Raw genomic sequence first — 21,578 nt, forward strand, 5'->3', positions numbered from 1 at the left:
AGATGTAGCTTGGTCCCGAAGGAGACCGCGTATGACAGATCACGTCACGACTCATCAAGCCGAAGAGGACGCCCGGAACGAGCAGATTCTGATCTATCTGAACGGGGCAATCGTGCCGAAGCACGAGGCCAGGGTTTCGGTTTACGATAGCGGCTTCATGCTGGGGGACGGCGTGTGGGAAGGGCTGCGATTGTATGATGGTAAATGGGCTTTTCTGGACGAGCACATGGACCGCCTGTTCGAGGCAGCCAAAGCCATTGATCTGGATATTGGGATGGATCGGAATGGCATGATTTCCGCCTTGTTAGAGACACAAAAAGCCAATCGCATGGTCACGGACGCCCATGCGCGGCTGATGGTGACGCGCGGGCTGAAGGTGCGGCCGTTTCAGCATCCGTCCTTGTCGCAATCCGGCCCGACCGTGGCGATTATCATGGAGCATTCCCGCCCCTCAATCCCGCGCCCGATCAGCCTGGCGACGGTGCCGCATATCCGGGGTCTGCCGATGACGCAGGATCCGAAACTGAACTCTCATTCGAAACTGAACTGCATTCTGGCCTGTATCGCGGCGGAAAAGGCGGGGGCGGATGAGGCCTTGATGCTGGATGTGAACGGGTTCGTGAACACGACGAATGCCTGTAACTTTTTTATCGTGCGGAAGGGGGCGGTTTGGACCTCGACGGGCGATTATTGCATGAACGGGATTACGCGCGGCAAGGTGATCGAGCTGTGCCGCGCAAACGGTATCCCGGTTTTTGAGCGAAACTACTCGTTGGTCGATACCTATGGCGCGGACGAGGCGTTTTTGACCGGCACGTTCGGCGCGCAAACCCCGGTGGGGATGATCGACGGGCGGCAGATTGGCGACGGGCAGATGGGGCCGGTGACGCGGCACCTGCGTGCGCTGTACAAAGACCTGATCGAGAAGGAGTGCGCCTGATGCGGATTGCGATGTGGTCTGGCCCGCGGAACCTGTCCACGGCGATGATGTATTCCTTCGGCGCGCGGCCCGATTGCGCCGTGCTGGATGAGCCGTTCTATGGCCCATATCTGCGATTGACGGGGTTGGATCACCCGATGCGGGAGGAGATTTTGGCCTCGCGCCCCGAGGGAGCCGAGGAGGTTGTGGCGCAGATATTAGGCTCTGTTCCGGCGCAAAAGCCGCATTTTTACCAGAAACACATGACGCAACATATGGTGCTGGGGATGCCTAGGGATTGGATGGCAGAGGTCACGAATGTGTTCCTGATCCGGCACCCGGCGCGGGTGATCGCCAGTTTCGGCGCGAAATGGGATGGCTTCAGGCTGTCCGATATCGGGTTCACGCAGCAGACGGAATTGTTTGAGTATTGCCGGGCGCTGGGCCAAAATCCGGTGGTGGTGGACAGTTCTGACATCCGCCGCGACCCTGAGGGGATGCTGCGCAAATTATGCGCGGCGATCGGGTTGGAATTTGATCCAGCGATGCTGTCCTGGCCGCGCGGAGGGCATCCGACGGATGGCGTCTGGGCCGCGCATTGGTACGGCGCGGTACATAGCTCGACGGGATTCGCGCCCGCCGAGGGGGAGTTGCCTGCGTTGGAGGGGGTGGCGGCGGACCTGCTGGCCGAGGCGTGGCCGCATTATGAACGCTTGGCGCGGGTGAAGATTTAACATCTACACCCGCCCCGCTGAGCCTTAGCGAGTGTGGCAAGCGCGGCAGCAATAGTAGCAGCCGTCGGAGTTTGCGTAGTGATTGTTCTTTGCTTCTCGCACAGCGTCTTTGCAGTTGTCGTAATACCCCACGTAGGTCTTGGAGTTTACCAAAGCCAGCCGAGCGCAATCGGACTTATGTACTTCGTGCTCTCCGTTAGGTTGAGCGTTGTCGTTTACATAGTAGTATTCATAACCAGCAGTCATTGCCGAGATCCTTCAGTTTAGCGAAGGGTCGCTTGACACAATCGTGCTGATTCAGGAGAATCAGGGTGCTCATCGAATGCCCGCTGCGACCCTACTGGGAACTAGCGGATAGGGAGTGTCGCGCCGCTCGAGGTACCAGCTTGGGCGGCGCATCTTTCCCTAGAGTCACCCTACAGGATCATGAATCGTTTGGGTTGAGTCAAGAGGTATGCCATATCTCGTAAGTGTAGGGTCTAAAAACCACTTAATGTAGACGACAACCCGAACTCTAGGAGACATGAGCTATCATACTACAATAGCTCTTTCAGCTTCATCGCCACTGCCGGGTTTCCGGCCAGTTTGATTTTGCCCATCATCACGGCGGTCATGGGGTTCAGTTTGCCTTTGATCAGCTTTTCCACGTTCTCGGCCGACATTTTCAGGGTCACGTCGGTGTCGCGGTCTTCCAATGACACGGCGCGGTCGGCGATGACCAGCACGCCCTGATCGCCGCAGTCGAATTTCAGGCTGTCGGTAAAGTTGCTGGCGGCGACCGAACTGCGGATCATCTCGGCAATATCAGAAAGCGTCATGGTGTCCCCCAAATGAAAAACGCCCCCCAGCAATAGGAGGGCGTTTCAAGCTCAACAATTATGACTTGGCGTCAGCCTTTGAGGCGGCGATTGCGGGCAGCCAGCAGCTTCAGCCGCAGGGCGTTCAGCTGAATGAACCCAGCCGCATCCGTCTGGTCATAGGCACCGGCGTCTTCTTCAAAGGTCACGTGGGCCTCGGAATACAGGCTATGATCGGACCAGCGCGCCACAGTAAAGGCCGCGCCTTTGAACAGGCGCAGACGGACCGTGCCGGTAACATGTTCCTGCGATTTGTCGATCAGGGCTTGCAGCATCTCACGCTCGGGCGAGAACCAGAAACCGTTATAGATCAGCTCGGCATAGCGCGGCATGATCGAGTCCTTCAGGTGCCCGGCGCCCGAATCCAAGGTGATCTGTTCGATGCCGCGGTGCGCTTCCAGCAGGATGGTGCCGCCGGGGGTCTCGTAGATGCCGCGCGACTTCATTCCGACGAAACGGTTTTCCACGAAATCCAGACGGCCGATCCCGTGGGTTTTGCCATATTCGTTCAGTTTGGTCAGGATGGTGGCGGGGCTCATCGCTTCGCCGTTGATCGCAACCGCGTCACCCTGTTCAAAGGTGATTTCGATATACTCGGGCTCATCCGGGGCCGAGACCGGATCATCGGTGCGCTGGAACACGTATTCGGGTGCCATTTCGGCCGGGTCTTCCAGAACCTTGCCCTCAGAGGAGGTGTGCAGCAGGTTCGCATCCACGCTGAACGGCGCTTCACCACGTTTGTCCTTGGCAATCGGAATCTGGTTCTTCTCGGCAAAGTCGATCAGCTTGGTGCGGCTGGTCAGATCCCATTCGCGCCAGGGGGCGATCACCTTGATGTCGGGGTTCAGCGCATAGCAGGCCAGTTCAAACCGAACCTGATCGTTGCCCTTGCCGGTCGCCCCATGGGCCACGGCATCCGCGCCGGTTTCGGCGGCAATTTCCACCAAACGCTGCGAAATCAGCGGCCGCGCAATCGAGGTGCCCAGCAGATACAGCCCCTCATACACCGCATTTGCGCGGAACATCGGGAAAACGAAGTCCTTAACGAACTCTTCGCGAATATCCTCAATATAGATATTCTCGGGCTTGATCCCCAGCAACTCGGCCTTTTGGCGGGCGGGCTCCAGTTCTTCACCCTGGCCCAGGTCGGCAGTAAAGGTCACAACCTCGCAACCGTATTCAGTTTGCAGCCACTTCAGGATGATCGAGGTGTCAAGACCACCGGAATAGGCCAGGACGACTTTCTTGGGCGCGGACATCACATTCCCCTTATTTCGCTAACTCTCCGGCGCTTATCGGGTTTTGCAGTTAAGGGCAAGGTCACGGGGCCGCCCCACCTGGCTTAACAAGCACAAATTGCACCAATGCGCGCCGCGCCTTTCTTTGCTCCCCAAATACTCATTCATTGTGTACCACGGTCTATTTTTCGCACGCCCCTTGCCTTTGCGCGATGCCTGTTCCACTGAAAAGCATGACCGATTTCAAAACCCATGCCCAATCAGCCGAGCGCGCCATGCGCGAGGTGTTCCCCGCGACGCCTTTGCAGCGAAACGCGCACCTGTCCGAGCGTTTCAACGCCGATATCTGGCTAAAGCGCGAAGATCTGTCACCCGTGCGATCCTACAAGATCCGAGGCGCCCTGAACGCGATGCGCAAACTGCGGGCAGAAGACCCCGATCAGCATGTTTTTGTCTGCGCAAGCGCCGGCAATCACGCGCAGGGCGTGGCCTATATGTGTAAGCATTATGGAGTTTCGGGCGTGATTTTCATGCCCGTGACGACGCCGCAGCAAAAGATCGAAAAGACCCGGATTTTCGGCGGTCAAAACGTAGAAATTCGCCTGATTGGCGATTATTTCGATGACACGCTGGCCGCCGCGCAGTCCTATTGCGCTCAGGAAGGGGCTTATTTTCTATCGCCTTTTGACGACGAAGATGTGATCGAGGGGCAGGCCACAGTTGCTGTCGAAATGATCGAACAATTGGGTAAAACGCCTGACCATATCTTACTGCCGGTCGGCGGTGGCGGCTTGTCTGCGGGCATTCGCAGCTATCTGGATGGGCCGCATTTTACCTATGTTGAACCAGCGGGCGGGGGCAGTCTGCTGGCGGCTTTGGTGGCGGGGCGGCCTGTGATTCTGGACAAGGTGGACAGTTTTGTTGATGGGGCTGCTGTGGCTTGCATCGGGCAGAAAACCTTTGCCCGCCTCCGGGATGTCGAGCCTGCGGATGTTATTCTGGCACCGGAAGATCGCGTTTGCACCACGATTCTGGACATGCTGAACGTCGAAGGGATTGTGCTGGAACCCGCCGGAGCCCTGGCAGTGGACGCTTTGACCGATGTCGCGGATCAGATTTGCGGTAAAACCGTCGTTTGCGTGACCTCGGGGGGGAATTTCGATTTCGAACGTCTGCCCGAGGTAAAAGAGCGCGCGCAGCGGTATTCTGGCGTGAAGAAATACTTCATTCTGCGGCTGCCACAGCGCCCCGGAGCCCTGAAGGATTTCCTGAAAATCCTGGGTCCGGATGATGATATCGCCCGGTTTGAGTATCTTAAGAAAACGGCGCGGAATTTTGGCTCGGTCCTGATCGGGATCGAGACAAGCAAGTCCGAGAATTTCCGGGTTCTTTTTGCCAGACTGGATGCTGCCGGGTTTACCTATCGTGACATCACCAATGACCAGATCCTGGCCGAGTTCCTGATCTAGGCCGCGAACCGGGTTTCCAATTCCTCGGTGAACAGGTGATGCGAGGAATCGAAGCTGTCCAGAATGGCTTGCAGGTCAATTCCACCGGACTGCCCATTGGCGGCCTGACGCTCTCCGACATGGCATTTCTCAGAGAAATCCGCAAAGCCAAGGTTCAGGGCGCTTCCTTTCAGAAAATGCAGCTGCGCCTCCAGGTCTTCTTTTTCGGGGGCGGTGCGTAAACGTGTGATCACTTCCATCACCTCATCCAGAAACAGTTCGACCACTTCGCCAAAATCATCGGCGCCGATCTGATCCCGCAATTCCGATACCCTGTCCCAATCAATCATCGCACTCTCCTGCGTGGTTGGGGGCAGGGTGACTCAGAAAGATTAACAAACTGCTGATGCCTGAAATCGAGTCAATTTGATCGCTTCACCAGTCGTTAAAGCCTTGGGGTTTATGACGTGAGCAACAGGGAAAACAGCCAAAGCGCGGAGATCAGGGTGAGAGACCCGGAAATGCATATGGAAACAGAGGTGGCAGGGGCTGCCATCCACAACGTGCTGGTCGTCGATGACAGCCGTTTGCAGCGGCGCATTCTGGCTGCCTCGTTGGCGCGCTGGGGCTATAATGTGATTGAGGCGAATTCCGCCGAAGAGGCTTTGGAGCTGTGCTCTGCCAACCAGCCTGATCTGGTGCTGAGTGATTGGATGATGCCAGGGATGGATGGGCTGGAATTTTGTCAGACTTTCCGCCGAATGGAGCGCGAAAGCTATGGTTATTTCATCCTTCTGACCTCGAAAACCGAGAAAGAGGCCGTGGCCCGTGGGCTGGATTGCGGCGCGGACGACTTTCTGACTAAGCCGGTCAACGCTGCCGAACTGCGAGCGCGCATCAACGCCGGCGAGCGCATTCTTCAGATGGAGCGTGAACTGACAGAGAAGAACAAGCTGGTCGGTGATACGCTGGTGAAATTGCAGTCGATGTATGACGCGCTGGACAGTGACCTGATCGAGGCCAAGAAGCTGCAACAATCCCTGGTACGTGAACGTCACAGGGATTTCGGTGCCGCGCAGGTGTCATTGCTGTTGCGGCCCAGCGGCCACGTAGGCGGGGATCTGGTTGGCATGTACCCCATTTCGGATACGCGAATCGGGCTGTTTGCCATTGATGTGTCAGGGCATGGGATCAGCTCGGCTTTGATGACGGCGCGCTTGGCGGGATACCTGTCCTCGGCCGTTCCGGAGCAGAATATTGCGTTGGAAAAACAGCCAGATGGGACATATGCGCCCCTGCCGCCCTCTGATGTGGTTGAACATCTGAACACCATCGTTCTGGAGGAGATGGAGACAGAGCATTATTTCACCCTGGTTCTGGCTGATGTGAACCTGGAGGATGGGCGCGTTCAGATGGTGCAGGCCGGGCATCCGCACCCTCTGATTCAGCATGTCGATGGTAGCAGCAGTATCATTGGTGTCGGTGGGATGCCGGTTGGGCTTTTACCGGGTGTCACGTTCGATCAATTCGAAATCACACTACAACCGGGAGAGCGTCTTCTGATTCAATCCGACGGTTTTACCGAATGCCCCGCCCCTGACGAATCCATGCTTGAAGAAGAGGGGCTGATGGACCTGCTGAAAGAGCTAAAAGACGTGCGTGCCACCGCGTTGATGGAGGCGTTGATCTGGCGCTTGGCGGATTTCGCCGGGCAGGATGAATTCCCCGATGATGTCTCGGCCGTTCTGTTGGAGTTTCAGGGATCAGAGGGCACGACTGGCCAATAGCGCGGCGAAATGGCGATCACCTGCATTGCCAAGCATTTTAAAGGCCTGTGTGATCGGCACCCAGACGGCCGTGTGTCCGGGTTCGGTTGGCGGGGCGATCTGTCGGGCTGGGCGCGCGATATAGATTGCGCACAGCTTTTCGGCCCACATTTCGTACTCCGGCATATAGGTGAACCGGCGAAATGCCCCCACGCGGCGCGGGCGAGACACGGACCAGCCGGTTTCTTCGAGAATCTCGCGATGCAGGGCCTCAATCGGATGCTCGCCCGGATCGATGCCGCCGCCGGGCAATTGGAATTCGGGCCAGGGTTCGGCCTGGTGGGTCATCAAGAGGGAATCCCCAAGCGGCAGCAGCGCGTAGGCGCCCGGCCGACGCGTGTATTTCACGCCTGCTTTGCGGGGATCACCGAATCGCCTGATCATTCTGACACCTCTTACACCTTGGCCTGCGCCTTGCGGCACCTATATTCACGCGGTATGCCAAGGCAAGGCCTGTAAGGAAACCCCATGACTCTTGGAAATAAACTCGCCTGGGACGACACTGTTTTGCCGTTCCAGCTGGATAAATCGGACATTCGCGGGCGTGTTGCCCGTTTAGACGGCGTTTTGGATGGCGTGTTGAAACAGCACGATTATCCGCCGCTGGTCGAGGCCCTTGTCGCCGAGATGGCGCTGCTGACCGCGCTGATCGGGCAGACAATCAAACTGCGCTGGAAACTGTCGTTGCAGGTGCAGTCGGATGGGCCCGTGCGCATGATTGCCACGGATTATTTTGGTCCTACGGACGAAGGAGAGCCCGCTAAAATCCGTGCCTATGCCAGCTTTGACGCGGATCGCCTGACTCAGGGCGCTCCGTTCGATCAGATCGGCAAGGGGTATTTTGCGATCATGATCGACCAGGGGCGGGGCACCGCGCCCTATCAGGGCCTGACCCCTCTGGCGGGCGGGTCCATTTCAGCCTGCGCCGAGGCGTATTTCGCTCAATCCGAACAGATTGCCACGCGGTTTTCCTTAAGCTTTGGTAAATCACAAGAGCCGGGCATCGCCGAATATTGGCGCGCGGGCGGTGTGATGTTGCAGCATATGCCCAAAGCTTCGCCCTTTGCCAAAGGCGAAGAGGCAACCGGAGAGGGCGGCCTGCTGCACCCACGCGATCTGATTGACGAGGATGCCGAGGAAAACTGGAATCGGGCGAATATTCTGCTGGATTCCGTTGAGGATCTTGAACTGATCGGCCCGTCGGTCACGCCCGCCGATTTGCTGGTGCGCCTGTTCCACGAAGAGGCTCCGCGCGTCTATGATGCTCAGCCCGTGCGGTTCGGGTGCACCTGCTCTGAGGACAGGGTGCGGCAAACGATGTCGATCTATTCGCAAAAGGACATCGAAAAGATGACGACAGACGCCGGGCGCGTCACCGCAGACTGCCAGTTTTGCGGGGCGCATTACGATCTGGATCCGGCGACTTTGGGGTTTGATGCGCCCAATGCCTGATCCGTACAGGGGCATAAAACAGGCTCTGACAAGGCCCAGTTCGTCCTCTTCTGATTTCGATCTGAACCCGGATTTCAAACTGCCGGCGGGGCGAAAACTGCGCCCGGCCGGTGTGTTGGCCGCCTTCGTAGACATCAAACAAGAGCCGCACCTGATCCTTACCAAACGCGCCTCGCATCTGAAGCATCACCCTGGGCAGATTGCCTTTCCTGGCGGCAAACAGGACGATACCGACGTAGATGTCGTGGCCGCCGCGCTGCGCGAAGCGCACGAGGAAGTGGGGCTGCATCCGCGCAGCGTCGAGGTGCTGGGCACTCTGCCCGCGCACGAGACCGTCACGAGTTTTACCGTCACTCCGGTTTTGGCACGCGTGACTGGCGCCTTCGATCCTGTTCCCGAACCGGGCGAGGTAGACGAGATCTTCTATGTACCGTTGTCGCATGTGACCGATCCGCGCCGGTATTCGATTCAGGGGCGGCGCTGGCGCGGGGTGCGCCGGCATTATTACACTGTCGCTTATGGGCCGTATTACATCTGGGGCGCGACCGCGCGCATTCTGCGGGGGCTGGCAGATAGGATGAACGGATGAAAGTTTCGGGCGACTGGATCGAAAACCCGGCCACCCAAGCCGTGTGCAAGATGCTGGAACAGGGCGGGCACCAGGCCTATTTTGTCGGTGGCTGCGTGCGGAATGCCCTGATCGGGGCAGAGGTCGCGGATATTGACATCAGCACCGACGCAAGGCCCGAACAGGTGTTGGGTCTGGCCCGGAAAACAGGCCTGAAATCGGTTCCCACAGGGATAGATCACGGCACCGTCACAGTGATTTCCGGCGGAATCCCGCATGAGATCACCACGTTTCGCCGGGATGTCGAAACCGACGGTCGGCGCGCCATTGTCGCCTTTTCCACCGATATTCTCGAAGATGCCCTGCGCCGCGATTTTACGATGAACGCGCTTTATGCCGACAAAGCCGGCAGGGTGCTGGATCCGCTGAATGCGGGCCTTGTGGATCTGGGCAAGCGCCAGATCCGCTTTATCGAAGACCCCGAGCAGCGGATCAAAGAGGATTATCTGAGAATCCTGCGGTTTTTCCGGTTCTACGCCTGGTATGGCGATCCTGAACAGGGGCTGGATGCGGATGGTCTGGCGGCGATCGCGGGGAATATTGACGGCCTGGCCGGGCTCTCGGCCGAGCGGGTTGGCGCAGAGCTTCTGAAACTGCTGAACGCCCCCGATCCGGCGCCGGCAGTTGCCGCGATGCAAGCCTCAGCTGTGTTGTCAGCGGTGGTGCCGGGCGCGGACGCCAGGGGGGTGACGATCCTGGTGCATCAAGAGGTTTCGGCTCACCAGCCCCCCGATGCCCTGCGCAGACTGGCCTGTCTGGGGGGCGAGAGTCTGGGCCAGCGCCTGCGTCTTTCGAAAGCGCAGCAAAGACGTTTGGAGCAATTGAGATCAGGCATTGAATCGACCCTAACCTTGCCTGAAATCGCCTATCGGCAGGGGCCGCAGATGGCTGTGGATGTGGCCTTGTTGCGGGCGGTGGCGTTTGAAACGCCGGTTTGTCTGGACCGTGCGCAGATTGATCGCGCCGCCACCGCGATTTTCCCGCTTACGGGGCGCGATCTGATGCCTGGGCTGTCGGGTGCGGAATTGGGGGCGGCGCTCAAACGGTTAGAGCAAGCCTGGATCGCGTCAGGCTTTGCGCTAAGCAAACAGCAGCTGCTGGAGATGCTATAAGGGCTTTCGGTGCGGCTGACTTGGCGCTATCTGAGGGTATGGCAGACTACACAATTACTCGACTGGGGCACCAAGGCGACGGGATCGCTGCGGGCCCGATTTTTGCTCCGCTGACCTTGCCGGGTGAGGTGGTGACGGGCACTCTGAGCGGGCAAAAGCTGACGGATATTCGGGTTGTGACGCCTTCTTCGGATCGGGTGTCTGCGCCGTGCCGGCATTTCAAGGCCTGCGGTGGCTGCCAGCTGCAACATGCCAGCAATGATTTTGTTGCGGATTGGAAAGTCGGGGTTGTTCGCTCTGCCCTGACCGCGCAGGGGATTGAGACCGCGTTTCGCCCAATCCTGACTTCGGCCCCTGGCACGCGGCGGCGAGCCAGCTTCTCGGCGCGCCGCACAAAGAAAGGCGCGATGGCCGGGTTTCACGCGCGTGCTTCGGATACGATTGTGGCGATTCCCGATTGTCAGCTGATCGAGCCTGCGCTGCTGGCTGCTGTTCCCGTGGCCGAAGAGCTGGCTCAGATCGGTGGCAGCCGCAAGGGTGAATTATCGGTTCTGGCCACGATGTCCGAGGCCGGTCTGGATATCGCCGTCACGGGTGGTAAGCCGCTGGATGGGCAGCTGCGTATAGATCTGGCCGCACAGACTGAAAAACACGGGCTTGCGCGTCTGGCCTGGGGGGATGAGGTGGTCGCGATGCGCCATCCTCCGGTGCAGAATTTGGGGGGTGTGCAGGTTGTGCCGCCGTTTGGCGCCTTCCTTCAGGCCACCAAAGACGGAGAAGAAGCGCTGCGCAGCGCGGTTCAGGAAATCGTTGCGGGCTGTGATCCCGTTGTGGATCTGTTCGCCGGATGCGGGACGTTTGCCCTGCCCATGGCGCGCGCGGCCGAGATTCATGCCGTCGAAGGTGCGCCCGATATGATGGCTGCGCTGGATCGCGCCTGGCGCGAAGGAACGGGGCTAAAGCGCATCACCCACGAAGCGCGCGATCTGTTTCGCCGCCCCTTGCTGCCGGATGAGCTGGCCAAATTCGGGGCTGCGGTGATTGACCCGCCGCGCGCTGGAGCCGAGGCTCAGGTGCAGGAACTGGCGCAGTCCGGCATTCCGGTGATTGCCTTTGTGTCCTGTAACCCCGTGACGTTTGCGCGGGATGCCAGGATTTTGCTGGCGGCGGGGTATCGGCTGAATTGGGTGCAGGTGGTGGATCAATTCCGCTGGTCCTCGCATGTGGAACTGGTCGGTAGTTTCTCCCTCACATCCGCGTGAGCCGTTTGTCGGGGCTACCCGCAGGCGGCAAAAAAAGCTACATTCCCCGCAAAACAAAACCGGGGCAGAGCAGATGCGGAACATGAAATTCCTGATGATCGGGCTGATTTTGATTGGGCTGGCGGGGTGTTCATCCAAGTTCAGATCCTATCACGGCCCCGAGGTCACGCGGGTTGTTGTCCTTAAAGAGGACCGGAGAATGCACCTGCTGCACCATGAAAAGGTGCTTAAATCCTATGATATGGGCCTGGGTTTTGCACCTGAGGGGCACAAGCGTTTCGAAGGTGATGGCAAAACCCCCGAGGGCCACTATGTCATTGACCGCCGCAACCCTAATAGCGAATTTCACCTGTCCGTGGGGATTTCGTACCCAAATCCACTGGATCGCGCGCGGGCCAATGCCTCGGGCAAAAGTCCGGGCGGCGATATTTTCATCCACGGTAAGCCCAAGAAATACCGAAATGCCGGACGCGACTGGACAGCCGGCTGCATTGCGGTTTCAAACCGCGAGATGGAGCAAATCTATGCGATGGTGAAGAACGGGACGCCGATCTCGATTTATCCCTGAGGGATCGCGGCCAGCGACCGGCCCATGACCAGGGTCCACCAGATTTTCCCGTTTTCCTCTTGGTACCAGGCGAAACCCATCTGATCGCTGTTCGGGTCCAGAATCACGCGGCGGGTGTCATCCTGTTCCATCCAGGCCGATAGGGTTTCCAGCTCGGTTTCATAGGTTTCCGAGATATTCTCGCCCCCCAGCTGCCCGCCATAGCCCACCCGAGCGACCCGCTCTAGCGGCGAGGAGCCGTCAGAGCCGAAGTGCCAGGGGCGATTTTGCACCGACATGTCCCGCGAATGCGTCGCGGCGGCGGCGGTCAGCTGCGCGTCCAGCGCCACGGGCTGCGCGCCCGACGCCTGCCTAAGAGCATTAACCGAATCAAGCATCCGATACTGAATCCGGCCCTCATCTGATTTCGAAATCCGGTACAGACGTGGCAGAGGTTTGCCGTCGGCGCCCAATGTCGGCGCGGTTGTGGTGGTGCAGGCTGACAGGCTTAGCGATCCGATAAGCAGCAAAACCAAAAGACGCAGCATAGTGAATTTCCTAATTTAGTACCTGACCGCTCTAGCGCGTCTTGCGTTGCCGATCAAACTCACATCCGCGAGAGTTGGCCTGTTAACGGGGGTTTGATTTGCGACTGCGGCTTTCCGGCCATAATATCGCGCGATAACCGGATAGGACGGCGGCAGCAAGGATTTCCCGCCGAGGAGTATAAAAATGAAACGCAGAGACTTCCTGGCAGGTAGTGCCGCTTTGATCGGCGCGCCGGCAATTGCACAGGATCAGGATTTGGACGCAGACCACACTGTTGAGGTGGAGCGCGATATTACCCAGGTCGTTCGTCGCAACATTTCCAGCTTTCGTTCGCTGGACTGGCGGCCCTATTTCGACAATCTGCGCAATGGTGCCATCCTGGTGGATATCGATTCGCGGGCTTTGCACTACTGGTCTCAGGATCAGACGATCTACAAGCTCTATCCCTCCAGCGTGCCGCTGACCGAGGATTTGACGCGCCGCGGCCGTACCAAAGTCGTGCGCAAGGTGGATGGCCCCAGCTGGCGGCCGACTCCGTCAATGAAAAAGCGCAATCCCGAATGGCCGGATTATGTGCCTCCGGGGCCGGACAATCCGCTGGGCACCCATGCGCTGTATCTGAGCTGGACCTACTATCGCATTCATGGCACACATGACACGCGCAAGATCGGCCGGCGCTCCTCTAACGGTTGCATCGGTTTGTATAATGAGCATATCTCAGAGCTGTTCGCTCTGGCGAAAATTGGCACACAGGTGTTGCTTATTTGACGACAATTTGTCCGTCACGGCTGACTGTGCGCGAAGTAAAGTTTGCAATTAAATCAGAATACTGATTAGACCAGAAATACGAGGTAAGTCTTGGGTGCTTGCCATGCGCAATGCGTGGTGGGCTTATATCTGGAGGATACTATGAAGAAACTCGTTCTCGCCGCTGCTCTGACCGCCGCTGCTTCGACCGCATTTGCCGGCAACATGGCAGAGCCCGTGATCGAAGCCCCGGTTATCGTTGAAGAAGCTTCCAGCTCGTCCGCTGGTGGTGTTCTGGTGCCGCTGGTTATCCTGGCCGTGATCGCAGCGATCGCCGCTGACTAATTCAGTCGCGCAGGCAAAAAATAAAAAGGCGGTGGTCCACTTCCACCGCCTTTTTTATGTTCTGGGTTCGGGTGTCAGTCCAGCCAGCCCTTCAGGTTTCGTTCAATGACACCAGTCAGCGCCGCGATATGCGCCGGTTCGTCATTCAGGCAGGGGATATAGGTGAAGACCTCGCCGCCCGCATGTTCAAAGCTTTCGCGGATCTCTTCGTTGATCTCTTCCAGGGTCTCGATGCAGTCGGCTGAAAACGCGGGGGCGATCACGGCAATGTTCTTTTTGCCCTCGCGCGCCAGGTCGGCGACGTGATCCACGGTATAGGGGCGCAGCCATTCCTCGGGGCCGAAAACGGATTGGAACGTGGTGGTGATTTCAGTGTCTTCCCAGCCCAGGCGCTCTTTTAGCAGGCGCGTCGATTTCTGGCACTGGCAATGGTAGGGGTCGCCCTCCAGCAGGTATCGTTTGGGCATCCCGTGATAGGATACGACCAGAATGTCGGGGCGTTTGTCCAGCTGGCCATAGGCGCGCTCCACCGATTGGGCCAGAGCGTCGATATAGGCCGGATCATCGAAATAGGCAGGGATGGTGCGCGCGGCAGGCTGCCATTTTTCCTTCATCAGGGCGCGGAAAAACTGATCATTCGCCGTGCCCGAGGTCGCCCCCGCATATTGCGGATAAAGCGGGACAAACAGGATCTTGGTGCAGCCGGCCTGAACCATTTCGCGGACTTTGGATTCGGTCGAGGGATTTCCGTAGCGCATACAGAAATCCACCATCACCCGGTCGCCATAGCGCTGGGCAATCGAGTCCTGCATCGCCGCCACCTGATCCTTTGTGATCGTCATCAGGGGGCTTTCGTTCTTTTCCTCGTTCCAGATGGATTTATAGGCCGCGCCCGAGGAAAACGGCCGTTTCGTCAGGATGATCAGTTGCAGCAGCGGCTGCCATTTCCAGCTGGGATAGTCGATGACGCGTTTGTCTGACAGAAACTCGTTCAGATAGCGGCGCATGGACCAGTAGTCGGTGCCGTCCGGGGTGCCCAGGTTGGCCAGCAAGACGCCTACTTTCTCGGTGGGCAGTTTGGGGTGATCCGCCGGGGCGTGGGCCGGGCACTTTGCTTGGTCCGTCATATGGTCCTATTCCGTTTCATAGCTGCTATCACCCCAGATAAAGGCCAGAGGCCACAGGTCAATCCGGAAGCTTGATTTCTGTTGTGCCCAGGGCATCCGCCAGCCGGGCCGAGGCCGATCCGGGGCGCAGGGGCTGCGGTTGGCTGTCGTCGGGGGCCCAGCCCAGCAGGAAGATCAGTTCGAACGTGGCCGGAATGCGCCCATCCGTGCCAAAGCTGTCCTGATAGATCTGCGCGGCGGTTTGGAAAAGACTGCGGCGCGTTGGGTGGCGCAGGCGGGCGTCTAGGGCGTTTGCCTCGCCCATCGCGCGCAGATCGCGCATCAGATGAAAGGCCGACCGATAGCTGACATCCAGCGGCACGCTATCTGCCACCGGCAGGGCAAATCCGGCCCGTTGCAGCAGACCGCCCAGATCGCGGATCTCGGCCATGGGGGCGACGCGAGGGGACAGACCGCCGCAGATGCGGGCTTCGGCCTCGGCCAGCGCGGCGCGCAATTCGTGCAAAGTCTGCCCGCCGAACAGTGCCGCGACGAACAGCCCGTCCGGTTTCAGCGCGCGCCGGGCCTGAATCATCTGCCCCACCGGATCGCTGGCCCAATGCATCGACATCGCGTGCAGCACCAGATCGTGGGCACCTGGCTTTAGCTCCAGCACGTCGGTATCCGCGACGATCTTGGCGTTTGGCAGGGTGTTGGTCCAGAAATCGGGAAAACCTGTCACGATCGCCGGAAATTTAAAGGTTCTGTTAACCAAAGAGAGCCGATCCTGAAACTCCTCCCACGCGGTTTCGTGCAGGAACAGCGCCGGATCGCGCAAAGCGCGGGCGCGGTTGCGGGCCAGGGCCGCCGGGTCGGTTAGTTTGGGCATCTCAGTCATGGGCGCACAGATAAAGCGATGATGGCAAAGTTTCAAACCGCGTTACGTGCGATATATCCGCCGCGTTGCCTGTGTTGCGGTGATATGGTGGAATCCGAGTTCGGCCTGTGCGGCACTTGCTGGCGCGATACGCCGTTTATCACCGGGCTGACGTGCGATGCTTGCGGGGTGCCTCTGCCCGGCGAATCGTCTGAGGCCGAACTGTGTGACGATTGCCTGACCACTCCGCGCCCCTGGTCACGCGGGTGCGCGGTGTTTTTGTATGATGGGAACGGCAAGCGGCTGGTGCTGGATCTGAAACACGGGGATCGCCACGAAATCGCGCGGGGGGCTGGGGTGTGGATGGCCCGCGCCGGACGCGAGCTGATGCAGGGCGATTGCCTGCTGGCTCCGATTCCGCTGCATTGGACGCGGCTGCTGAAACGGCGGTTCAATCAAGCCGCCCTGCTGGCGCAATCGGTGGCGCGGAACGCGGGGGTAGAGTGTTGCCCGGATCTGCTGATCCGACCGCTGAGGACGCTGAGCACGCAGGGCCAAGGCCGCGATCAACGGTTCGCCCAGATGCAGGATGCGATCAAGCTGCACCCCAAAAGGCGGGACAGATTGCAGGGTCGGCATGTCATTGTGGTGGATGATGTGATGACGACAGGGGCAACGCTGACGGCCGCCGCAGATGCGTGTTTGGCGGCCGGGGCTTGCGATGTTTCCGCACTGGTACTGGCGCGCGTAACCAATAGGCCCTAGATTCAGCGCAAACAGCGAACATGCTCGGAACAAGCCCAAGGACCGCCAGAATGAAACTTGTTGAGATTTACACATCCCCGCTTTGTGGGTTTTGCCATGCTGCGAAACGGCTGCTGAACCAGAAAGGTGTGGAATATACCGAAATTGACGTGCTTGAGGCGCCGGATCGCAAACCCGAGATGATCCAGCGCGCCAATGGCGGGCGGACCGTGCCGCAGATTTTCATTGGCGATACGCATGTTGGTGGCTGCGATGATCTGTACGCGCTGGAGCAGGGCGGCAAACTGGACGCATTGCTGGCCTGATGCGTGTTGCTCTGTTGCAGCTGAATGTCTCGGATGATCCTGGGGCAAACCTGACCGTCACCCGCGCCATGATCCAAGAGGCCGCGCAGGGCGGGGCCGGTTTTGTGCTGACGCCCGAGGTGACGAATTGCCTGTCCTCCAGCCGGGCGCATCAGGAACAGGTTTTGCGCCCTCAGGACAGGGATGAGACCCTGGCCGCCCTGCGCGCGCAGGCACAAGAGCTGGGGATTTGGCTGTTGATCGGCTCGCTTGGGGTGAAGACCGACGATCCGGACGGGCGGTTTGCCAATCGCTCGTTTTTGATTTCTCCTGAGGGCAGTATCGCCGGGCAGTATGACAAAATTCACATGTTCGATGTGCAGGTGTCAGAAACCGAGACCTACCGGGAATCTGCCGGTTACCGCCCCGGAACGCGGGCGGTGGTGGTGGATGCGGGCTTTGCCAAAATCGGTCTAAGTATTTGTTATGATGTGCGGTTTGCCTATCTCTATCGCGCTTTGGCGCAGGCCGGGGCGCAGATTTTGACCGTTCCGGCGGCGTTTTCGCCTGTGACTGGCCGCGCCCATTGGGAGCCCCTGCTGCGGGCCCGCGCGATTGAGACAGGGTGCTTTGTTCTGGCTCCGGCGCAGACTGGCACCCACACAGCAACCCAGGGCAAACCACGCCAAACCTATGGGCACAGCATGGTTATTGCGCCCTGGGGTGAGGTTTTGGCCGATGCGGGAACGGAAACTGGTATTACATTCGTTGATCTTGATCTGTCTGCCGTGGCACAAGCACAAGCGCGCGTTCCCGCGCTGACACATGACCGAAAGTTTGACGGCCCCTGATGAACGATCCCAGCTCTGCCCTTGCGATTGCCCTGTTCAGCGAGTTGCTGACCGCCGACCAGCTGGTGCGCAACCGGCTGAGCAAAGTGTTGCCCAAGGGCATGGAAATCTCGCATTTTTCCGTGTTGAACCATCTGGCCCGCGCAACCGAGGAACGCAGCCCCGCGCAATTGGCCAAAAGCTTCCATGTCACGCGCGGTGCGATGACGAACACGCTGAACAAGCTGGAGTGGGCGGGCTATGTCCACATCCGCCCTGACTGGGATGACGCGCGCCGGAAAATGGTGGCGATCAGCCCGGCGGGCCGTCAGGCGCGGGATGCGGCACTGGCCGCGATCTCGCCCATGATTAACGAACTGGTCCGCGATCTGGGCGATGAAAAAGTCCGCGCCGCGCTGCCGATCCTGCGGGAATTGCGGGTCAAACTGGAAGAGAATTAGACCCTATTTCAGCGCATCATGCAGATTGCTGGGCAGGAACTCCGTATAGGAATAGCTGGCAACATTGGCGGTGACGAAGGGATCGGCAGCCAGATACTCTTCTGCCTCTGACAGGGATTTCGCGTGCATTACGATTACCCCGCCGGTGCGCGGCACCTTCGCGCCCGAGGCCAGGAAACGACCCTGGCCATAGGCGGCGCGGACGAATTCCAGATGTGGCTCTAACACGGCCTGAATCTGCTCCATCGGGACGGTGTATTCCAGATCGACGATGAACAGGGAATGCCCTTCGGGGATGATGCTCATGCCTGGGCCTTTGTGCTGGCGGTGACGTAGTTGACGGACAGGTCGCGATCGGAAATCGACCATTGCCACGAGATCGGATTGAACACGAACCCCTTGCGGTCCACGGGTTCCAGTCCCGCGTTCGAGATCAGGCCGAACAATTCATCCGGGGTGATGAATTTGTTCCATTCATGCGTGCCCTTGGGCAGCCAGCGCATCACATATTCCGCGCCGACGATGGCCACGGCAAAGGATTTGGCATTCCGGTTGATGGTTGAACAGATCATCAGCCCACCGGGTTTCAGCAGGTTATGACAGGCGGTCAGATAGGCCAGCGGATCGGCGACGTGCTCGACCACCTCCATGTTCAGGACCACATCGAACTGCTCGCCCGCGGCGGCCATTTCTTCGGCGGTGATGTTGCGGTACTCGATCTCCAGCCCCGATTGTTGCGCATGGACCTGCGCGACGGGGATGTTCCCGGCGGCCGCATCGGCCCCCACAACGGTGGCACCCAGACGAGCCATCGGCTCAGACAGCAGCCCGCCGCCACAGCCGATGTCCAGCAGGCGCAGGCCCTTGAACGGGTCGGGTTGGGTCAGATCCCGGCCGAACTCGCCCGCGATTTGCCGGGTGATATAGTCCAGGCGGCAGGGGTTCATCAGGTGCAGGGGTTTGAACTTGCCCTTGGGATCCCACCATTCGGCGGCCATTGCCTCGAATTTCGCCACTTCGGACGGGTCAACTGTGGTCTGAGCGGTTTGCATTCTGCTCTCCATATGCTCTTTTGGTCTTAGATCCCTATATAGGATGATTATGGACAAATTCTCGGGCCAAAAAAGCGCAGTTCAATATCTGTACCCGCCGGTTGATCCTTTTGATCAGCGGATGCTGGATGTTGGCGACGGGCACAAGATTTATCTTGAGCAATCGGGAAATCCCGAGGGTATCCCCGTGGTCGTGTTCCATGGCGGCCCAGGCGGGGGGTGCAGCCCTGCGATGCGCCGCTATTTCGATCCGCGCGCTTTTCGGATTGTCCTGTTTGATCAGCGCGGGTGTGGGCGCTCGCAGCCCCATGCGTCGGTGCAGGATAACACGACCTGGCATCTGGTCCGTGACATTGAACTGATCCGCGAGACGCTGGAAATCCCTGACTGGATCGTTTTTGGCGGCAGTTGGGGCGCGACGCTGGCGCTGATCTATGCTCAGGCACATCCAGACCGGGTGCAGGCGCTGATTTTGCGCGGTGTTTTCCTGGCCACGCAGGCCGAGCTGGATTGGTTCTACGGTGGCGGCGCGGGTAAGTTCTGGCCCGAAACCTGGGCGCGTTTCGCGGATCTGATTCCCGCAGACGAACAGCACGACATGATCGCCGCCTATCACAAACGCCTGTTCAGCGGCCATATGCCCACCGAGGTCAAATACGCGCGGGCCTGGGCGCAATGGGAAAATGCTCTGGCCTCGGTCAGCTCCACTGGCCACGGAGGCGAGGCACCGGGCGAATATGCGCGGGCGTTCTCGCGGCTTGAAAATCACTATTTCACCCATGGGGCCTTCCTTGAGGAGGACGGCCAGATTCTGAATCAGATGGAGCGAATCGCCCATATCCCCGGTGTGATCGTGCAGGGGCGTTATGACATGATCTGCCCGCCCGATGGTGCGTGGACTCTGGCGCGGCGCTGGCCCAATGCAGAGCTAAAGATGATCCGCACCGCCGGCCATGCCCTGAGCGAGCCAGGCATCAGCGCCGAACTGGTCCGCACCATGGATCGTATCGCCGAAGAGGGCGGGCTGGCCTAGCCGCGCGTGCCCAGCAATCTGCGGACGCGGCTGAATTCGGCCTTGCCCTTGGTCAGCCAGGACAGGCCAAAGGCCCAGATGCCCATCGCCTCGACCCAGAAAACCACGCGGTTTTCGATAACAAAAGCCTGCGCCCGAGGGGATCCGTAGACCTTTTGATAAGAGGCCACCGTGGCCAGCACCCCGCCCAGCAGAATGAACCAGCCACACAGCAGATAGACGCGTTTGCGCTGTGGCTTGGCCGTGCGGGCGAATTTCACCAGACAGAAATAGGCCAAAGCCCCCAGAAACAGCATCGCACTGGCATAATGCGCAAAAGCGGCCAGTTTATGCCCCAGCAGCACCTGTGATAGCGTCGCGGCCTTTTCGGGGATCACCGTTTCATTGGGGAAAATCGCAACGCCAAAGGCAGCGATTCCGGCGATCGTGCCCACCAGATCGTCCGACAGCCATTCGCCTGCCTTCCGGCGATACCCTTTGTAAGAGATCAGGAACACGCCAATCGCAAACAGGCAGCCCACGAAAATATCACGCATCGTTGTGTGATAATAATCGCTGACCGAAGGCGCGACACCATGTTGGGCGATCAGGCCTCCGGCGATCAGAAGAACAGGAAAAACCATCCCCAGAATACCCAGAGCCTGGCGGACGCGTAGATAGGACAAGACCAGCTCGTCTCGGGTTTGCTCGGGCATGAGACCTCCGGTGTGCGCAAGGAAAGCAAACACCAAGAGCCTACCCATCGCTGCGTTTCCCACAAGCAAGGGAAGCAGGACTTGCACTATGGGCAGAACAGGCGTATATGCCTTGTTAACAGCGGTGCGCTGGGGCCTGGCCCTGACGCTCCATCGGAAATTTCGACGGGCCCCGCTGGCCCGTTTTTTTGTGCCTGAATGAATAAGGCGTGGATAAAGCATGAGCAACGACCTGATAGCCAAAACCGCGATTGACCGCCGTCTGGCTGAAATCGTCGGCCCCGTGATCGAGGACATGGGATTCGAACTGGTGCGCGTGCGCCTGATGGGCGGCAAGACGAACACGCTGCAAATCATGGCCGAACGCCCCGAAGGCGGGATCGAAGTGGACCAGTGCGCGGACATCAGCACCGCCGTTTCCGCTCTGCTGGATGTCGAGGATCCCCTGGTGGATCAATACGTGCTTGAGGTCTCCAGCCCCGGTATCGACCGCCCGCTGACCCGGATGAAGGACTTTGAGACCTTCGAGGGCTACGAGGCCAAGCTGGAAACCGCCGACATGGTTGCGGGCCGCAAACGCTTTAAGGGCGAGCTGGCCGGCACCGAAGACGACGAGGTTCTGATCAACATCGAGGAACACGGCGAAACCGTCACCGTGGGCCTGAAATTCGACTGGCTGGCCGATGCCAAGCTGGTTCTGACCGACGATCTGATCAAGGAAATGCTGCGCCAGCGCAAGGCGGCGGGCACCTTGGACGAAGACAATTTTGACGATATCGAAACCGATCCCGGTTCCCAGGAGGACTGAAAC

General features: G+C 59.1%; 27 protein-coding genes. 17 read left to right on the forward strand and 10 right to left on the reverse strand.

What is annotated here, in order from left to right:
- Positions 1 to 31 precede the first annotated feature (31 nt).
- Together ACP15O_RS07485 and ACP15O_RS07490 are read left to right on the forward strand one after the other, a co-directional pair.
- The gene (locus tag ACP15O_RS07485) at positions 32 to 940 is read left to right on the forward strand and encodes a D-amino acid aminotransferase (protein WP_425095429.1); all 909 of its coding nucleotides are present in this window, start codon (positions 32 to 34) and stop codon (positions 938 to 940) included.
- The gene (locus tag ACP15O_RS07490; RefSeq protein WP_425095430.1) at positions 940 to 1,653 is read left to right on the forward strand and encodes a sulfotransferase-like domain-containing protein; all 714 of its coding nucleotides are present in this window, start codon (positions 940 to 942) and stop codon (positions 1,651 to 1,653) included. The genes ACP15O_RS07485 and ACP15O_RS07490 overlap by 1 nt, the downstream gene beginning before the upstream one ends.
- Positions 1,654 to 2,189: 536 nt before the next feature.
- On the opposite strand, the gene ACP15O_RS07495 is transcribed toward ACP15O_RS07490, so the two are convergent.
- Positions 2,190 to 2,471 carry an SCP2 sterol-binding domain-containing protein gene (locus ACP15O_RS07495; protein WP_425095431.1) on the reverse strand — a complete coding sequence of 94 codons (282 nt, stop codon included), beginning with the start codon at positions 2,469 to 2,471 and terminating at the stop codon, positions 2,190 to 2,192.
- 71 nt (positions 2,472 to 2,542) lie between these two features.
- Entirely contained in the window at positions 2,543 to 3,769 is a 1,227-nt protein-coding gene (locus tag ACP15O_RS07500; RefSeq protein WP_425095432.1) for an argininosuccinate synthase, read from the reverse strand.
- 212 nt (positions 3,770 to 3,981) lie between these two features.
- Here ACP15O_RS07500 and ilvA point away from each other — a divergent pair, with 212 nt between their 5' ends.
- A complete protein-coding gene (ilvA, locus tag ACP15O_RS07505; protein ID WP_425095433.1) occupies positions 3,982 to 5,217 on the forward strand; it encodes a threonine ammonia-lyase IlvA in 1,236 nt (411 codons plus the stop codon).
- Here ilvA and ACP15O_RS07510 read toward each other — a convergent pair.
- A complete protein-coding gene (locus tag ACP15O_RS07510) occupies positions 5,214 to 5,546 on the reverse strand; it encodes an Hpt domain-containing protein (protein WP_425095434.1) in 333 nt (110 codons plus the stop codon). The two genes, ilvA and ACP15O_RS07510, sit on opposite strands and share 4 nt — an antisense overlap.
- Before the next feature lie 177 nt (positions 5,547 to 5,723).
- On the opposite strand from ACP15O_RS07510, the gene ACP15O_RS07515 reads away from it, so the two are divergent.
- Positions 5,724 to 6,983 (forward strand): PP2C family protein-serine/threonine phosphatase, encoded by a 1,260-nt coding sequence (locus ACP15O_RS07515; RefSeq protein WP_425095435.1) that lies wholly within the window; start codon positions 5,724 to 5,726, stop codon positions 6,981 to 6,983.
- Here ACP15O_RS07515 and ACP15O_RS07520 read toward each other — a convergent pair.
- On the reverse strand, positions 6,960 to 7,406 hold the full coding sequence (locus tag ACP15O_RS07520) for an NUDIX domain-containing protein (RefSeq protein WP_425095436.1): 447 nt from the start codon (positions 7,404 to 7,406) through the stop codon (positions 6,960 to 6,962). The two genes, ACP15O_RS07515 and ACP15O_RS07520, sit on opposite strands and share 24 nt — an antisense overlap.
- Before the next feature lie 84 nt (positions 7,407 to 7,490).
- Between ACP15O_RS07520 and hslO the strand changes: the two genes are divergently transcribed.
- The 5 genes from hslO (at position 7,491) to ACP15O_RS07545 (ending at position 12,044) form a co-directional block, all read left to right on the forward strand.
- Positions 7,491 to 8,474: an Hsp33 family molecular chaperone HslO gene (hslO, locus tag ACP15O_RS07525; RefSeq protein ID WP_425095437.1), complete on the forward strand. Its 984-nt coding sequence runs from the start codon at positions 7,491 to 7,493 to the stop codon at positions 8,472 to 8,474.
- On the forward strand, positions 8,467 to 9,063 hold the full coding sequence (locus ACP15O_RS07530) for a CoA pyrophosphatase (RefSeq protein ID WP_425095438.1): 597 nt from the start codon (positions 8,467 to 8,469) through the stop codon (positions 9,061 to 9,063). Before hslO ends, ACP15O_RS07530 begins: the two co-directional genes overlap by 8 nt.
- The gene (locus ACP15O_RS07535) at positions 9,060 to 10,214 is read left to right on the forward strand and encodes a CCA tRNA nucleotidyltransferase (protein ID WP_425095439.1); all 1,155 of its coding nucleotides are present in this window, start codon (positions 9,060 to 9,062) and stop codon (positions 10,212 to 10,214) included. The genes ACP15O_RS07530 and ACP15O_RS07535 overlap by 4 nt, the downstream gene beginning before the upstream one ends.
- A gap of 38 nt (positions 10,215 to 10,252) precedes the next feature.
- A complete protein-coding gene (locus ACP15O_RS07540; protein WP_425095440.1) occupies positions 10,253 to 11,476 on the forward strand; it encodes a class I SAM-dependent RNA methyltransferase in 1,224 nt (407 codons plus the stop codon).
- Positions 11,477 to 11,558: 82 nt separating this feature from the next.
- Positions 11,559 to 12,044, forward strand: coding sequence for a L,D-transpeptidase family protein (locus ACP15O_RS07545; protein WP_425095441.1), 486 nt, complete (start codon positions 11,559 to 11,561; stop codon positions 12,042 to 12,044).
- On the opposite strand, the gene dalA is transcribed toward ACP15O_RS07545, so the two are convergent.
- Positions 12,035 to 12,571: a divisome-associated lipoprotein DalA gene (dalA, locus tag ACP15O_RS07550; protein ID WP_425095442.1), complete on the reverse strand. Its 537-nt coding sequence runs from the start codon at positions 12,569 to 12,571 to the stop codon at positions 12,035 to 12,037. The two genes, ACP15O_RS07545 and dalA, sit on opposite strands and share 10 nt — an antisense overlap.
- Positions 12,572 to 12,755: 184 nt before the next feature.
- On the opposite strand from dalA, the gene ACP15O_RS07555 reads away from it, so the two are divergent.
- On the forward strand, positions 12,756 to 13,340 hold the full coding sequence (locus tag ACP15O_RS07555) for a L,D-transpeptidase (protein ID WP_425095443.1): 585 nt from the start codon (positions 12,756 to 12,758) through the stop codon (positions 13,338 to 13,340).
- Between the two features lie 141 nt (positions 13,341 to 13,481).
- Entirely contained in the window at positions 13,482 to 13,664 is a 183-nt protein-coding gene (locus tag ACP15O_RS07560) for a hypothetical protein (protein ID WP_425095444.1), read from the forward strand.
- A gap of 74 nt (positions 13,665 to 13,738) precedes the next feature.
- Here ACP15O_RS07560 and hemH read toward each other — a convergent pair whose 3' ends face one another.
- A complete protein-coding gene (gene hemH / locus ACP15O_RS07565) occupies positions 13,739 to 14,791 on the reverse strand; it encodes a ferrochelatase (RefSeq protein WP_425095445.1) in 1,053 nt (350 codons plus the stop codon).
- Between the two features lie 58 nt (positions 14,792 to 14,849).
- A complete protein-coding gene (locus ACP15O_RS07570) occupies positions 14,850 to 15,668 on the reverse strand; it encodes a methyltransferase domain-containing protein (protein ID WP_425095446.1) in 819 nt (272 codons plus the stop codon).
- A 21-nt stretch (positions 15,669 to 15,689) separates the two neighbouring features.
- On the opposite strand from ACP15O_RS07570, the gene ACP15O_RS07575 reads away from it, so the two are divergent.
- Genes ACP15O_RS07575 through ACP15O_RS07590 form a run of 4 tightly spaced genes read left to right on the forward strand, consistent with a single transcriptional unit; the run spans position 15,690 to position 17,987 of the window.
- Positions 15,690 to 16,412, forward strand: coding sequence for a ComF family protein (locus ACP15O_RS07575; RefSeq protein ID WP_425095447.1), 723 nt, complete (start codon positions 15,690 to 15,692; stop codon positions 16,410 to 16,412).
- Positions 16,413 to 16,462: 50 nt separating this feature from the next.
- Positions 16,463 to 16,717 carry a glutaredoxin 3 gene (grxC, locus tag ACP15O_RS07580; protein ID WP_425095448.1) on the forward strand — a complete coding sequence of 85 codons (255 nt, stop codon included), beginning with the start codon at positions 16,463 to 16,465 and terminating at the stop codon, positions 16,715 to 16,717.
- On the forward strand, positions 16,717 to 17,547 hold the full coding sequence (locus ACP15O_RS07585) for a carbon-nitrogen hydrolase family protein (protein ID WP_425095449.1): 831 nt from the start codon (positions 16,717 to 16,719) through the stop codon (positions 17,545 to 17,547). The genes grxC and ACP15O_RS07585 overlap by 1 nt, the downstream gene beginning before the upstream one ends.
- Positions 17,547 to 17,987 carry a MarR family winged helix-turn-helix transcriptional regulator gene (locus ACP15O_RS07590; RefSeq protein ID WP_425095450.1) on the forward strand — a complete coding sequence of 147 codons (441 nt, stop codon included), beginning with the start codon at positions 17,547 to 17,549 and terminating at the stop codon, positions 17,985 to 17,987. The genes ACP15O_RS07585 and ACP15O_RS07590 overlap by 1 nt, the downstream gene beginning before the upstream one ends.
- A 3-nt stretch (positions 17,988 to 17,990) precedes the next feature.
- On the opposite strand, the gene ACP15O_RS07595 is transcribed toward ACP15O_RS07590, so the two are convergent.
- Both ACP15O_RS07595 and ubiG read right to left on the reverse strand, forming a co-directional pair.
- The gene (locus ACP15O_RS07595; RefSeq protein WP_425095451.1) at positions 17,991 to 18,293 is read right to left on the reverse strand and encodes a YciI family protein; all 303 of its coding nucleotides are present in this window, start codon (positions 18,291 to 18,293) and stop codon (positions 17,991 to 17,993) included.
- Positions 18,290 to 19,039 carry a bifunctional 2-polyprenyl-6-hydroxyphenol methylase/3-demethylubiquinol 3-O-methyltransferase UbiG gene (gene ubiG / locus ACP15O_RS07600; protein WP_425095452.1) on the reverse strand — a complete coding sequence of 250 codons (750 nt, stop codon included), beginning with the start codon at positions 19,037 to 19,039 and terminating at the stop codon, positions 18,290 to 18,292. The genes ACP15O_RS07595 and ubiG overlap by 4 nt, the downstream gene beginning before the upstream one ends.
- Positions 19,040 to 19,088: 49 nt before the next feature.
- On the opposite strand from ubiG, the gene pip reads away from it, so the two are divergent.
- Positions 19,089 to 20,072 (forward strand): prolyl aminopeptidase, encoded by a 984-nt coding sequence (pip, locus tag ACP15O_RS07605; RefSeq protein ID WP_425095453.1) that lies wholly within the window; start codon positions 19,089 to 19,091, stop codon positions 20,070 to 20,072.
- Here the strand turns inward: pip and ACP15O_RS07610 are convergent.
- Positions 20,069 to 20,767: a hypothetical protein gene (locus ACP15O_RS07610; RefSeq protein ID WP_425095454.1), complete on the reverse strand. Its 699-nt coding sequence runs from the start codon at positions 20,765 to 20,767 to the stop codon at positions 20,069 to 20,071. The two genes, pip and ACP15O_RS07610, sit on opposite strands and share 4 nt — an antisense overlap.
- Before the next feature lie 220 nt (positions 20,768 to 20,987).
- Here ACP15O_RS07610 and rimP point away from each other — a divergent pair, with 220 nt between their 5' ends.
- On the forward strand, positions 20,988 to 21,575 hold the full coding sequence (gene rimP / locus ACP15O_RS07615) for a ribosome maturation factor RimP (RefSeq protein WP_425095455.1): 588 nt from the start codon (positions 20,988 to 20,990) through the stop codon (positions 21,573 to 21,575).
- The last annotated feature ends 3 nt before the right edge of the window (positions 21,576 to 21,578 follow it).

The organism is Youngimonas ophiurae (nom. illeg.) (assembly GCF_049803795.1).
Classification (GTDB): Bacteria; Pseudomonadota; Alphaproteobacteria; order Rhodobacterales; family Rhodobacteraceae; genus Thalassobius.